Below are 12,480 nucleotides of genomic sequence, written 5' to 3' on the forward strand. Positions count from 1 at the left end.
TGTCCTGATTCGTGGGATGTATGGCCTAGACGCCATCGCCTGCCGTGGCCAAGACTGTGTGCATGGCTCGCAAGGTCGTGATCGCCGGCTTTCCCGGGGTCCAGGCGCTCGACGTGGTGGGGCCCTATGAGGTCTTCACCGGTGCGTCGCTGCTCACCGGGGGCGGTTATGAGGTAGTCGTGGCCGCCCGCGACGGGCAACCCGTCACCACGCCGGCCGGACTGGGTTTCAGCGCCGCAGTGCTGCCGGACCCGCACGAAGACGTCGACACCGTGGTGTTGCCGGGCGGCTTCGGGGTCGAGGCCGCGCGGGCCGATGCTCAACTCCTGGACTGGATCACAGCGATCGCCCACACCGCGCGTCGCGTCGTCACCGTATGCACCGGTGCGTTTCTGGCCGCAGAAGCCGGATTGCTGGATGGGCATCGCGCCACCACGCACTGGGCCTTCGCCGAGCAGCTGGCCGCTGAGTTCCCGAAAATCGAGGTCGACCCGGATCCCATCTTCATCCGCAGTTCCGAACGGGTCTGGACGGCCGCCGGCGTCGCCGCCGGCATCGACCTCGCGTTGTCCCTGGTTGAGGACGACCACGGCACCGAAGTTGCCCAGACGGTTGCCCGATGGCTGGTGCTCTATCTGCGCCGCCCCGGCGGGCAGACGCAGTTCGCCGCACCGGTATGGATGCCGCGCGCGAAACGGCCGTCCATCCGCGATGTGCAGGAAGCCATCGAAGCCGAACCGGGCGGCGCGCACAGCGTCGAGGAACTCGCCCGCCGGGCGGCGATGAGTCCGCGGCATTTCACCCGCATCTTCACCGAGGAGGTCGGTGAGGCGCCCGGGCAGTACGTCGAGCGGGTGCGCACCGAAGCGGCCCGCCGGCAGTTGGAGGAGACCGACGACACCGTGGTGGCGATCGCCTCCCGCTGTGGCTTCGGCACCGCGGAAACCATGCGGCGCAACTTCATCCGACGGGTCGGCATCCCGCCTGACCAGTACCGAAAAGCATTCGCCTGAAAGGAAATTTGTGATGACACAGATCGCGTTCGTGGCTTACCCGGGTTTCACCGCGCTGGACATGATCGGGCCCTACGAGGTGCTGCGCCAGTTGCCGGATGCCGACGTCCGATTCGTCTGGCACGAGGTCGGGCCGGTCACCGCTGACTCCGGAGTGCTCGTACTGGGCGCGACCCACTCGTTTGCCGAAACCCCCTCCCCCGACGTCATTCTCGTGCCAGGAGGTCCCGGCACTCCGGTACATGCGCGCGACGAGAACCTGCTCGAGTGGCTCCGCCAGGCTCACCAGCGCGCCCAGTGGACCGCTTCGGTGTGCTCCGGATCGGTGATACTGGCGGCCGCCGGCCTGCTCCGGGACAAGCGCGCCACCTCGCACTGGATCGCCCTGCCGGCGCTGAAAGCCTTCGGCGTGATTCCAGTCAGTGACCAGCGGATCGTGCATGAGGGCGACATCATCACCAGCGCCGGCGTATCCGCCGGCCTCGACCTCGCACTGTGGCTGGCCGCACAGCTCGGCGGTGAGGGCCGCGCAAAAGCGATCCAGCTGGCCATCGAGTACGACCCGCAGCCGCCGTTCGACTCCGGTCACATGTCCAAGGCATCGGCGACGACGAAGGCCGCCGCCACCGCGCTGCTGTCCAAGGACAGCCTGAAGCCGGACAACATCAAAGCCACGACACTGCTGGCGTGGAAGCAGGCGCTGGCGGCGGCACGTTCACGTCGGCGCAAGCGCCCGGCCGTCAGCGTTTAGGCGCGGGAATCGCGTCGGTGGCCAGTTTGCCGCCGGCCTGAATCCACGCTCCGACCACGCGCGGCGCGTCCCGGTTGGGGTTGTAGATGTCCTCTTCGCTGGCGAACAAGCCGTCACCGGCGTAGACCAATCGCGTCCAGTTGGGGAACCAGAACGGCTCCCCGTCCGGGTCGGTCGGGTGGTCGAGCAGGTTCTTGATCATGATGACGACCGCGTCGTGCTCTTCGTCGTAGGCGGTCCAGTCCGACGGAAAACGCATGTGCGGGAACGGCGCCATCACGTCGACAATCCACTGACGCACCTCCTCGCGACCGTGGAAAACGCCGTAGTGGTGTTCGGTGTAGACCACGTCTTCGGTGAACAGGTCGGCGAACGGGCGCCAGTCGCCCGAAGCGCTGCATCCTTCGACGACTTCGGTGTAGTGCCGGACGGCCTCTTCGATCTCTGCTTTGGCGAACTTGCCCATACCGGACACACTAGAGGTATGAGCGTGTTGGACCTGTTCGACTTGCGCGGTAAGAGGGCCCTGGTGACTGGGGCGTCGAGCGGCATCGGCAAGAAGGTGGCATTGGCCTATGCTGAGGCGGGTGCCGAAATAGCCCTTGCGGCAAGGAGTCTGGATACTCTAGAGGCTGTTGCGGACGAGGTTGCGGCGGCCGGCGGCAAGGCCGTCCCCATAGCGTGTGACGTGACCCGGCAAGACCAGGTGACCGCCATGGTCGATCGGGTGACCGCCGAGTTGGGTGGGATCGACATCGCGGTCTGCAATGCCGGAATCGTTTCGGTGACCCCGATGCTGGACATGTCGCTCGAGGAGTTCGAACGTATTCAGCAGACCAACGTCACGGGCGTCTTCCTCACTGCGCAGGCAGCGGCCCGGGCGATGGTCGCCCAGGGCAGGGGCGGGTCCATCATCACCACCGCGTCGATGTCGGGCCACATCATCAACATCCCCCAGCAGGTTGGTCACTACTGCACGTCCAAGGCGGCGGTCATCCATCTGACCAAGGCGATGGCCGTGGAGTTCGCGCCGCACAACATCCGGGTCAACAGCATCAGCCCCGGCTACATCATGACCGAGCTCGTCGAACCACTCGCCGAATACCACCGGCAGTGGGAGCCGAAGATTCCGATGGGCCGCATCGGTCGTCCGGAGGAGCTCACCGGTCTGTACCTGTACCTGGCCAGCGCGGCGTCCAGCTACATGACCGGATCGGATCTGGTGATCGACGGTGGCTACTGCCTCCCCTGAGTTCCGCTGCGCAATCTGCGGCGCCGTGGCGGGCCGCGTGCAGTTCGTCACCCCGGCCGATGCGGTCGGCGAGTCTTGCGGCCCGGCGCTGCAGGCGGTGGCCGAGCTGGATGTCCTGCAGCGCCCCGATGAGCAGGCGGCGGTGTTGGTGCAGAGCTTCTTCGGTGTCACCAGTTCGCCCGTGTCGGCCGAGCGCATCGAAGCGGTGAGCGAGGCGATCGCCGCCCGTGACGCGGGGGCGCTTTACCGCATCGGGTACAGCTATGCGCCGTTCCATTGCCCGGACTGTGCGGCGTCTTACTGCGGTGAGCACTGGAATTGGCGGACTTTCGATGACGAACCGTACAGCGGTGTCGAAGGTGACTGCCCGCGTCGACATTTCCACGTGCTGGCTTACTGATTTGCCCTGATTTTCCGCAGCGACTGTGAACCACACGACGCCATCACGGCGTGTTGCGTCGTGAATTTCACGCTCGGCTCCCTGGCTTACTGGACCAGGCAGGGCCGGCCGAAATAGGTTTGCACACCCGGCGAATACAGGGCCCGCAATCGGTGACCGGCCGGCTGTACCCCCGCCGCGTCCACCAATTCGTCATGCAGCTCTGATATTTCGGCCTCGTGCAACGGCCATGCGTCGTGTTCGTTGGGGACCCACCAGGTACGGCCTGCCTTGCGGGTGTGTGCACCCCAGCGAGCCGTGAGCCACACCTCGAGCGGTGTCGGCTCGATGACGTCACCGACTGTGACCGTCATCAGGCTTCGCAATCCGCGCCGGGGCCACCGGCGCACACTCTGGTAGGTGATTTGGCGCCCGGATCGGGTCAGCCGCATCTTCGCCCAGGTGTACGGGACGCCGAGGCCGATCCGGGTGACGGGTACCACCGCAAGTCGCGCCGTCTCCAGAGACCGGAACAGCACGCCGTGGCGGCCCGCGTCGTCGACCGAGTACAGGCGGACGTTGGTCTCGTGGAATCGCCCGAAGTACGAAAGCGGTACCGCGGTGCCGAGTTTCGTATACGACATCGTGAACGGAATCAGCCCGACGTAGGTTTCGTCGGCGAAGACGTCGGGACGGGTGCCGGGCGGATACAGGTGCGCGATGCTCTCCGGCGCCACCGGCCAGTGCACGAATGACACGTCGCTCCAGCGCTGGTCGAAGGTGACCGGACGCCTCAGTGGCGGCGGCGTCACCGGGTAGCCGGCCAGGACCGGCTTTCCGCCGGCCCCACTGTGCGGCAGGTCAGGGCTGGCGGTCATCGCACCATGGTGACACGGATGCCGGAAACGCGGCGGGCGAAGTCTTGGCGCTTGTCATTGCGAGCCGTCGCTGACCCACTGGCGGGCCTGGTCCTCCTGCCCAGCGGGAAAGTGGCGAATCTCGGCTGACACGAAATGCGAGGTGAGATGTTCGGCGACATCTCCGAGGTGGGAGTCGGTCACCACGGCCACCTTTTTGATGTGCTTCTGATGATCTCTGACGAAGCGGAAGTGAGTGACCAGTGCGCCGAAACTGTCCCATCCCGGGAATTTCGCGGCGCTGATGATGAGACCGTTCAGGTCGCCGTTCGCCTCGATGTGGGGATCGACCACCTTCGCGAGTCGAACGAAATCGTCCTTGTCCAAAGCCGACTCCGGTCGCACCAGCAGCACCGATGAGGCCGCGTCGAGTTCATAGTCGATCATGAAGTGCTCCTCGGTATCGGGCTGTCGCCATGGTTGCACTCTTGACACCGGCGGATAAGAGGCCAAAGTCATCCATATGTGGGCGGCTACTCGTTTGACATGGGCTTGGCATCGGCAGCTTGCCGCGCTGGCGCTCTCTGGATCGATGCTCATGCTCATGCCGGGGCAGGCTGCCGCCGATTCGGCATGCTCGAATGGGCAGCCGGACGCCCGGGCCGCGGGTAAGGGCCAACAGGTGCTGATCGACTATTTCACCGCGATCAACGACAAGGATTACCTCACCGCTTGGGGCTACTTGGGGCGGCAGGTGCGTGCCAGCTATGGCGCGACGGCACCGGAACAAGACGCTGACGGCCTCGCCAGCTTCTCCTCGACCATGCGTCAGCACCTGAAGTGCGTCCGCGTCACCGCGATCACCAATGCTCCCACGAGCGACCCGGATGTCTCCGCGTCGCTCGGAATCCAGTGGTATCACGTGGTATTCGACGCCGAGTACCTGAACCACTTCGAGTCCGGGGCGGGCACCCTGCCGCCGTTCTACAAGACCCAGGCTGATCCTCACGAAGGAGCCGGGCCGCCGCCACTGATCATCAACCAGGCCACCAGTCCCTGATTAGACGACGGTCGGCCCCGCGTCAGAGGGCGTTAGTCCCTATCCGCCCGCCCGTCCGCGCTGTGCAATGGTGCCACACAACGCGAAGGGACCGTCCATGACCACGACCGAGACTTCCCCCACGACGGTTGGTATGCCCCGCATCGGCGACCCGGCACCGCCATTCACCGCCGTCACCACTCAGGGGCCGATCAACTTCCCGGCTGACTACGCCGGCAAGTGGATCATCTTCTTCTCTCATCCGGCTGATTTCACCCCGGTGTGCACCAGCGAGTTCATCACCTTCGCCTCGATGCAGCAGCAATTCGCGGCCTACAACACCATGCTGGTGGGGCTGTCGGTGGACGGGCTCTACAGCCACATCGCATGGCTGCGCACTATCAAAGAGAAGATCTCCTTCCGCGGCATGCATGACGTGGAGGTCACCTTCCCGCTGATCGAGGACGTCTCGATGGAGGTCGCGAAGAAGTACGGGATGATCATGCCCGGTGAGGACTCCACCAAGGCGGTGCGCGCGGTCTTCGTCATCGACCCGGAAGGCAGGATTCGCGCTGTCATCTACTACCCGCTGAGCCTGGGACGCAACTTCGACGAGCTGCTGCGGGTCATCAAAGCACTGCAGACGGCCGATCACTTCCACGTCGCGACGCCCGCCGATTGGCGTCCGGGAGACCGGGTCATCGTGCCGCCTGCCGGCTCGTGTGGCACCGCCAAGGAGCGCATGGACGGCCACGCCGAGGGCATCGCATGCGAAGACTGGTTTTTCTGCACCAAAGAGATCAGCGCCGAGCAGATCGAATCCGCGATCCGGGTCGGCGGGCACGGGCGAATGGGCTGATCTGAACCCCTTCACCGTGGCAGGCTGTCCGTCGTGACGGTGGCAGAAGCGGCGAAGCTCGCATTCCAGATAAGTCTGTTCGTGGTGATTCTCGGTTACGGGTTGACGGCGCAATTCTCCGATGTTCGATATGTGCTGCAACGCCCGGGATTGCTGGGGCGCGCAATCCTGGCCGTACTGATCATCACACCCGCCCTCGCAGTCTTGCTGGTCCACGTGGTGAACCTGCGCCCGCAAGTTGCCATTGCGCTTGTCACACTGGCCATTTCGCCGCTGCCGCCGTTGCTCCCGCGGCGTGGGGAAAAGGCCGGCGGACAAGTGCAATTCGGGTTGGGACTGGTGATCGTGCTGGCCGTGCTTGCGGTGCCGGGGATTTCCGTGGCCGCGCGGGTGCTGGGAGACCTGTTCGGGCGAGATTATGTGACGAGTCCATGGTCGGTTGGCAAACTGCTGCTTTTCTCGGTGCTGTTGCCACTCGTCACCGGGATGGCGATCGGAAAGTTCTGGCCCGCAGCGGCTTCGCGGATCGGAGGGCCCATCGGACACGCGCAACGCTGGGCGTTGCCGGTCGCGATGATCGTGTTGCTGGTTGCCGCGGCGCCGCAGATGTGGAAGCTACTGGGCGACGTGACGCTGCTCGCCATGGTGATATTCGTCGTGGGCGCGTTCGCCGTCGGGCATGTGCTCGGTGGGCCCGACCGGCAGTTCTCGGCGGTGGTGGCCTTCGCGAGCGCCTGTCGCCACCCGGCCACCGCGCTGACCATCGCCTCGGCGAATTTTCCCAACGCCGACGAACGCGGGGCGGTGGCGCTCTATGGCGTGGTCACGGCGTTGGTCGGTGTGCTGTACACGCGATGGCTACGCCGTCGCGGGGCCGCGTCGCGCGCCTGACATTCACAGAATCCCGAAGCCGCGCAGCGCCTTCAACCCGAACCAGATCCCGAAGACCAAACCGACAACAACGACGATCGGGCGGTTGTTGTCCTGCAACCAGCGCAGCACCCGCTCCAGTACGGACCGCGACCGGTCACCGAATATGGCCGCGGCGGCGATGATCACCAGGTTCACGCTGGTCGCGAGCAGAACAAACACCACGTACGACGTCATGTGGCCGGCCCGCCCCATCTCCGAGCTGCCGATCACGCCGATCGCCGCAAAGGTGAAGACCCATGCCTTCACCGACACCGTGACCACGCCCGCGCCGATGAAGAAGGCTTTGGTGGGTGTCGCCGACATCAGCATCGTCATCCACTTCGGTGGCGGCGCATTGGGATCGTCGTCGCTGAGCAACTCTCGCGCGGCGGTGACCAGCAACAGGACCGCGACGACGAGCAGAATGGTCGACACGACCCAGTGGTCGGAGTGCTTCGAGTCGCCGCCGCGCGTTCCCCAATGCAGGATGGTGCCGAAGATGAGGCCCTGCAGCAGCCTCGTGCCGACATGCCCGGAGATCCACGCACCCGCCGCCCGGGTACCGGCAGGCGTGCCCAGCAACATGATCGTGATCATGATTTCAATCGGTTCCAGTGCTCCGCCGAGAATCAGCGGGATGAGGCTGCTCCACACCGTTATTGCGAACCCATCGCGGAACGCATCTCCGCCTCGGCCAACGCTGCCGCCAGGTCGCCCGGACGCGGATCGATGGTGGCCACGATCCGATCGATGCGTCCCGTGAACCGGAAGGCATGCCCGTAGGGTGCGACCGGCGAACCGGTATCGATCCCCACGTCCAGCGTCTCGCCGCTCATCGAGTACCGGAACGGGACGGAGCGTTCGATGCGGCCACTTGCCACCGGGTGCTCGTCGACAAGCAGCGAGATCGTCGCCCCCTTGCCCAACCCCCCACCGTCATAGTCGAACGAAAGGCCTACGGTGGCAGGGCCTTCCGGCAACGGTTCGATGGCGCTGACCGTCGTGAGTTCATGGCCGAGGTAGTTGTAGGTGAACATCGGAACGCCATACTGCAGATACAGACTCCACCCGGCCATCGCCCCGCCGATGCAGATGACCACACCCTGCGCGCCGCCGGCCGGGATCACCAGCTGCGCCCGCAACCGGAACGACGTGCTGGTGTAGGTGACGGTCGCCGTCTCAGGGATGCGGACGTGACTGGGGTAGTACGTGACGGATGTGCGGTCACCCAACAGATTCGGCCGGTTGACCGGCAGGGCCCGGGCCAGAGTGGCGTCGCTGAGAGGGTACACATCGTACTTGCGGGCCTCGGCGTCGAAAACGGCCTGTAATTCGGCCAGTTTGTCCGGGTGTAGGGCGGCGAGATCGACACCCTGGCTGTAGTCGTCGACGAGGTGGTAGAGCTCCCAGCGTTCGGTCTCGCCGAACGGGTGACGACCGGTGCGCACCCAGGGCAGCCGGCCGTGGAAGCACGACGCGATCCAGCCCTGGTGGTATATCGCCCGGTTGCCGAAAATTTCGAAATACTGTGTGGTTCTTCGGCTTTCGGCATCCGGATGGTCGAAGGAGTAGCGCATGCTGACTCCCTCGACCGGCTTCTGCTCGACGCCGTTGACGCGGGCCGGCATCTCGATGCCGGCGGCTTCGAGGATGGTCGGCATCACGTCGATGACGTGGTGGAACTGACTGCGCTGCTCCCCCTTGGCCGTGATGCCGCGTGGCCATGACATGGCAAAGCCGTTGCGGGTGCCGCCGAAGTGGGAGGCCACCTGCTTCATCCACTGAAACGGGGCGTCGAGCGCCCAGGCCCAACCCACGTTGTAGTGGTTCTCGCACCGAGCTGTTCCGAAGTCATCCAGATGGGCAAGCAGCCACTCGGGGTCCTCGGGCAGACCGTTCTGGAATGAGGGTGAGCTCCATGCGCCGTGGATGGTCCCTTCCGCCGAAGCCCCATTGTCGCCGCAGATGTAGATGAACAGCGTGTTGTCCCATTGGTTCAGGTCGTCGATGGCGTCGATGACCCGTCCGATCTGCGCGTCGGTGTGGGCCAGGAAACCGGCGTAGACCTCCATCAGACGCCGGGCCACCGGCTTGTAGCGGTCGTCGTAATCCGCCCAGGCGGGGATCTGTTGCGGTCGCGGAGTCAGTCGGGTACCGGCCGGAATGATGCCCAGCTCGATCTGCCGCTCGTAGATGCTCTCGCGCAACGCATCCCAGCCGTCGTCGAACTGCCCGGCGAACCTGTCAGACCACTCCGGCCATACGTGGTGGGGGCTGTGGGTAGCACCCGGAGCGAAGTAGAGGAAGAACGGTTTACCGGGAGCCGAGGTTTGTTGACGTTTCATCCAATCGATCGCCCGGTCGGCGAGATCTTCGGTGAGGTGGTAATCGCCGCGGCCGAGATAAGGTTCGACGGGTGTGGTCTGGTCGAACAGCGCCGGCTCGTACTGCGACGTGTCGCCACCGAGGAAGCCGTAGAAGCGTTCGAAGCCCAGCCCGGTGGGCCAGCGGTCAAATGGCCCGGCGGGGCCCAATTCCCACGTCGGCGTGAAGTGTGCCTTGCCGAACAATGCGGTGTTGTAGCCGTTCTGCCGCAGGATCTCCGCGACGGTGGCCGTGCTCTGCGGCAGAACGCTGTCGTAACCCGGGAATCCATAGGCGATTTCGCATATCGTACCCATGTGCGCGCTATGGTGATTACGTCCGGTCAGTAAGGCGGCGCGAGTCGGCGAGCAGAGCGCTGTGGTGTGAAATTGGTTGTAGCGCAATCCGGTTTGGGCGACCCGATCGAGTGCTGGAGTCGGCACCGGACCGCCAAATGTCGATGCCGCCCCGAACCCGACATCGTCGAGCAGGACGACGACGACGTTGGGGGCGCCCTGCGGTGGATAGGTGATGGTCGGTTTGACCGGGGTGGACTCAGCGACCGACGGGCTGATCACCCCGGTAAACGGTTCAGCTGTGCGCGGCAGATCGACCACTGTGCCTCCTTGTTCCCGATCGCGTGGATAGTCTCACGCGACAGGGGGAATTCGGAGAGAATTCCGCTATGCCGGCCACTTCGTTCAACGACGCCAACGCCCTCCACCGCTCGATGCGCCGCCTCGCTGCGACGAAAGCCGGCCGGGTGTTGTTCCGGCCGACGGCGCACCGACTGGACCACCTCCTCAGCAAGCTCACCGGCGGAAGGTACAGCTTCGCCGGTGTCGCGGCCGGCCTGCCCTCGGTGATCCTGACGACTACCGGTGCCAGAACCGGACAGCCGCGCACCGTCGCCCTGCTCGGCATCCCCCATCCCGACGGTGTCGCTGTCGTGGCAGCCAATTACGGCGATGAGAAGCATCCCAGCTGGTACTACAACCTGAAGGCGAATCCGGTCGCCACGGTGGTGATCGAGGGAGACACGTGGACCGCCACGGCGCGATTGGCGAATCCCGCCGAACGTCAGGCAATTTGGTCCAAAGGCGTTGCGATTTACCCCGGTCTTGCCAAAGAACAGGAGTGGGCAGGTGACCGCCGAATCGAGGCGTTCATTCTGCAGCGAGGCTGAACACCTCAGTGGACGCCCAGCGTGCCGTCGAGGTATTCGGTGCGACAGGCGACCCGCGCAAGTTTGCCGCTGGTGGTGCGCGGAATAGCGCCGGCCGGCAGAAAACGGACGTCGGACAGGGGCAGCCCGTGCCGGGCCAGCACCGCAGCACGGATTGCTTCGATTGCGGGTTGCGGGTCGGCGCGGCTGGTGCCGGTAGCACGCTCGGCGATGACGACCAACCCGGCAGGCACCGCGAACGCCGTCACATATCCCCGGCGCACCAGCGGCGACGCTTCGGCGACGGTGGCTTCGATGTCTTGCGGATAGTGGTTCTTCCCGTCGATGGTGATCAGATCGGCCATCCGTCCGGTCACGTAGAGCTCACCGTCGAGATACACCGCCAGGTCGCCGGTCCGCAGCCAGTCGCCGTCGATCTTGGCGCCGGCTGCATGGCTGCCTTCGCCGAGAGTCGCGCTCAACCTGGCGCCGAACGTCCGGCGCGTCTCCGCGGGCCGCCCCCAGTAGCCGCGGCCCACATTGTCGCCCTGCAGCCAGGGTTCACCGACGTGACCATCGGGCAACTCGGCGCCGGTTTGCGGGTCCACGATCACGGCCCACAAGCTGCGTGCCACCTGACCACACGACACCTGCCCCACCGCATTGGGCGCATCAGCGGCAACCCGAACAGCCCGGCCCGCGCCCAGCTGCTCGCGGTCGAGGTAGATCACCGACGTTTCGGCCGCGTGGTCGATCGTGGCGATCATCAGCGTGGCCTCGGCAATTCCGTAGGACGGCTTGAAGGCCGTGCGCGGTAACGCATACGGCGCGAATGCCTTATTGAAGTTCGTCACCGCGTCGATGCTGACCGGTTCGGATCCGATGATGAGCACCACGTTGGAGAGGTCGATGTCGTCACCGGCCCCGGGCAGTCCGCGTTGCGCAGTCCACTCGTAGGCGAAATTCGGTGCAGCGGTGACGACTTGGCCGATTCTCGAACTCTCCGACAAAGCCTGGATCCAGCGAAGAGGGCGGCGAACAAACGCCGTCGGGGACATCAGGGTGGTGTGTCCGCCGTAGACCGCGGGGAAGCCGATCATCGACAGACCCATGTCGTGATAGAGCGGCAACCAGCTGACCCCGTGGGTGTTCCGGTTCAGTAGATCGATCGACAGGATCATCTGTGCCAGATTGGTGGCGACCGCCCGGTGGGTGATCTCCACGCCGATGGGCGGTCGGGTGGCGCCCGACGTGTACTGCAGGTAAGCGACGGCATCCATGTCCAGGTGGACGGGTGCGAAGTCGCGTTCGGCTTCGTCCGGGATCTCGTCGATCATCATCACATGCGGCCGGTCCAGCTGTGAGAGGCCGGCCAGGAACGCTTCGATGGCGTCTTTGGCCGCCGCCGTGGTGAGGATGACCGTCGGTTGAGAATCGTGCAGCGCCGTCTGCAGGCGCTCGGCGTGACCGGGCAATTCGGGTGCGAACAACGGGACCGCAATGGTGCCGGCTTTGATGGCCGCGTAATAACCGACCACCCAATCGATGCTTTGCGGCGCCAGAATGGCCACCCGGTCACCGGGACCCGCGTGCTGCTGCACGTGCGCGGCGATGGCTCGCAAGCGGACGCCGAACTCCTCCCAGGTGACCTCGTTGGCGTGCGCTTCGCCCGCGCCGCTGTAGTCCAGAAAGCGGTAGGCGACGGTGTCTCCGACATATCTGATGTTGCGGTCGATCAGTGAGATCAGCGTGGTGTCCGGCGGTAAGACGATGTTGCCGTCCGCGTCCAGGCAATCCTCGATCTGCAGCAACCCATCAGGGGCCGCGGGTGTCGACCCGGTACCGCGATTCATTCGCGCATTCTATAAACCGGTGTGCGATGGCTCGGG

14 protein-coding genes are annotated in these 12,480 nt (G+C 65.1%); 8 read left to right on the top strand and 6 right to left on the bottom strand.

Going from position 1 to position 12,480, the window contains the following annotated elements; genetic code table 11:
* The first annotated feature begins 62 nt into the window (after window positions 1–62).
* On the top strand, window positions 63–1,013 hold the full coding sequence (locus tag QXK92_RS03810; RefSeq protein ID WP_306240329.1) for a GlxA family transcriptional regulator: 951 nt from the start codon (window positions 63–65) through the stop codon (window positions 1,011–1,013).
* Window positions 1,014–1,026: 13 nt separating this feature from the next.
* Window positions 1,027–1,764 carry a DJ-1/PfpI family protein gene (locus QXK92_RS03815; RefSeq protein WP_306240330.1) on the top strand — a complete coding sequence of 246 codons (738 nt, stop codon included), beginning with the start codon at window positions 1,027–1,029 and terminating at the stop codon, window positions 1,762–1,764.
* Here the strand turns inward: QXK92_RS03815 and QXK92_RS03820 are convergent.
* Window positions 1,754–2,230: a nuclear transport factor 2 family protein gene (locus QXK92_RS03820; RefSeq protein WP_306240331.1), complete on the bottom strand. Its 477-nt coding sequence runs from the start codon at window positions 2,228–2,230 to the stop codon at window positions 1,754–1,756. The two genes, QXK92_RS03815 and QXK92_RS03820, sit on opposite strands and share 11 nt — an antisense overlap.
* Window positions 2,231–2,248: 18 nt before the next feature.
* Here QXK92_RS03820 and QXK92_RS03825 point away from each other — a divergent pair, with 18 nt between their 5' ends.
* A complete protein-coding gene (locus QXK92_RS03825; RefSeq protein ID WP_306240332.1) occupies window positions 2,249–3,016 on the top strand; it encodes an SDR family oxidoreductase in 768 nt (255 codons plus the stop codon).
* Window positions 3,017–3,041: 25 nt separating this feature from the next.
* Window positions 3,042–3,416, top strand: coding sequence for a hypothetical protein (locus QXK92_RS03830; protein ID WP_306240333.1), 375 nt, complete (start codon window positions 3,042–3,044; stop codon window positions 3,414–3,416).
* 86 nt (window positions 3,417–3,502) lie between these two features.
* On the opposite strand, the gene QXK92_RS03835 is transcribed toward QXK92_RS03830, so the two are convergent.
* Both QXK92_RS03835 and QXK92_RS03840 read right to left on the bottom strand, forming a co-directional pair.
* Window positions 3,503–4,273, bottom strand: coding sequence for a YqjF family protein (locus QXK92_RS03835; protein WP_306240334.1), 771 nt, complete (start codon window positions 4,271–4,273; stop codon window positions 3,503–3,505).
* A 54-nt stretch (window positions 4,274–4,327) separates the two neighbouring features.
* Window positions 4,328–4,858 carry an STAS/SEC14 domain-containing protein gene (locus QXK92_RS03840; protein WP_306240335.1) on the bottom strand — a complete coding sequence of 177 codons (531 nt, stop codon included), beginning with the start codon at window positions 4,856–4,858 and terminating at the stop codon, window positions 4,328–4,330.
* Here QXK92_RS03840 and QXK92_RS03845 point away from each other — a divergent pair.
* The 3 genes from QXK92_RS03845 (at window position 4,857) to QXK92_RS03855 (ending at window position 7,041) form a co-directional block, all read left to right on the top strand.
* Window positions 4,857–5,312 carry a hypothetical protein gene (locus QXK92_RS03845; RefSeq protein ID WP_306240337.1) on the top strand — a complete coding sequence of 152 codons (456 nt, stop codon included), beginning with the start codon at window positions 4,857–4,859 and terminating at the stop codon, window positions 5,310–5,312. The genes QXK92_RS03840 and QXK92_RS03845 overlap by 2 nt on opposite strands.
* A gap of 97 nt (window positions 5,313–5,409) precedes the next feature.
* On the top strand, window positions 5,410–6,150 hold the full coding sequence (locus QXK92_RS03850) for a peroxiredoxin (protein ID WP_306240339.1): 741 nt from the start codon (window positions 5,410–5,412) through the stop codon (window positions 6,148–6,150).
* Between the two features lie 33 nt (window positions 6,151–6,183).
* Window positions 6,184–7,041 (top strand): bile acid:sodium symporter family protein, encoded by an 858-nt coding sequence (locus tag QXK92_RS03855; protein WP_306240340.1) that lies wholly within the window; start codon window positions 6,184–6,186, stop codon window positions 7,039–7,041.
* A gap of 3 nt (window positions 7,042–7,044) precedes the next feature.
* On the opposite strand, the gene QXK92_RS03860 is transcribed toward QXK92_RS03855, so the two are convergent.
* Together QXK92_RS03860 and QXK92_RS03865 are read right to left on the bottom strand one after the other, a co-directional pair.
* On the bottom strand, window positions 7,045–7,716 hold the full coding sequence (locus tag QXK92_RS03860) for a GAP family protein (protein ID WP_306240341.1): 672 nt from the start codon (window positions 7,714–7,716) through the stop codon (window positions 7,045–7,047).
* A gap of 2 nt (window positions 7,717–7,718) precedes the next feature.
* Window positions 7,719–10,043, bottom strand: coding sequence for an arylsulfatase (locus QXK92_RS03865; RefSeq protein ID WP_306240342.1), 2,325 nt, complete (start codon window positions 10,041–10,043; stop codon window positions 7,719–7,721).
* A gap of 68 nt (window positions 10,044–10,111) precedes the next feature.
* Between QXK92_RS03865 and QXK92_RS03870 the strand changes: the two genes are divergently transcribed.
* Window positions 10,112–10,612 (top strand): nitroreductase family deazaflavin-dependent oxidoreductase, encoded by a 501-nt coding sequence (locus QXK92_RS03870; RefSeq protein WP_306240343.1) that lies wholly within the window; start codon window positions 10,112–10,114, stop codon window positions 10,610–10,612.
* Between the two features lie 5 nt (window positions 10,613–10,617).
* Here QXK92_RS03870 and QXK92_RS03875 read toward each other — a convergent pair whose 3' ends face one another.
* Entirely contained in the window at window positions 10,618–12,444 is a 1,827-nt protein-coding gene (locus QXK92_RS03875) for a fatty acyl-AMP ligase (RefSeq protein WP_306240344.1), read from the bottom strand.
* Between the last annotated feature and the right edge of the window lie 36 nt (window positions 12,445–12,480).

Source organism: Mycobacterium sp. TY815, assembly GCF_030755135.1.
Classification (GTDB): domain Bacteria; phylum Actinomycetota; class Actinomycetes; order Mycobacteriales; family Mycobacteriaceae; genus Mycobacterium.

What these genes read in the sequence shown, in the direction of transcription:
- QXK92_RS03810 (WP_306240329.1), top strand. Translation starts at nt 63, where the DNA reads ATGGCTCGCAAGGTCGTGATCGCCGGCTTTCCCGGGGTCCAGGCGCTC.
- QXK92_RS03815 (WP_306240330.1), top strand. Translation starts at nt 1,027, where the DNA reads ATGACACAGATCGCGTTCGTGGCTTACCCGGGTTTCACCGCGCTGGAC.
- QXK92_RS03820 (WP_306240331.1), bottom strand. Translation starts at nt 2,230, where the DNA reads ATGGGCAAGTTCGCCAAAGCAGAGATCGAAGAGGCCGTCCGGCACTAC.
- QXK92_RS03825 (WP_306240332.1), top strand. Translation starts at nt 2,249, where the DNA reads ATGAGCGTGTTGGACCTGTTCGACTTGCGCGGTAAGAGGGCCCTGGTG.
- QXK92_RS03835 (WP_306240334.1), bottom strand. Translation starts at nt 4,273, where the DNA reads ATGACCGCCAGCCCTGACCTGCCGCACAGTGGGGCCGGCGGAAAGCCG.
- QXK92_RS03845 (WP_306240337.1), top strand. Translation starts at nt 4,857, where the DNA reads ATGCCGGGGCAGGCTGCCGCCGATTCGGCATGCTCGAATGGGCAGCCG.
- QXK92_RS03840 (WP_306240335.1), bottom strand. Translation starts at nt 4,858, where the DNA reads ATGAGCATGAGCATCGATCCAGAGAGCGCCAGCGCGGCAAGCTGCCGA.
- QXK92_RS03850 (WP_306240339.1), top strand. Translation starts at nt 5,410, where the DNA reads ATGACCACGACCGAGACTTCCCCCACGACGGTTGGTATGCCCCGCATC.
- QXK92_RS03870 (WP_306240343.1), top strand. Translation starts at nt 10,112, where the DNA reads ATGCCGGCCACTTCGTTCAACGACGCCAACGCCCTCCACCGCTCGATG.
- QXK92_RS03875 (WP_306240344.1), bottom strand. Translation starts at nt 12,444, where the DNA reads ATGAATCGCGGTACCGGGTCGACACCCGCGGCCCCTGATGGGTTGCTG.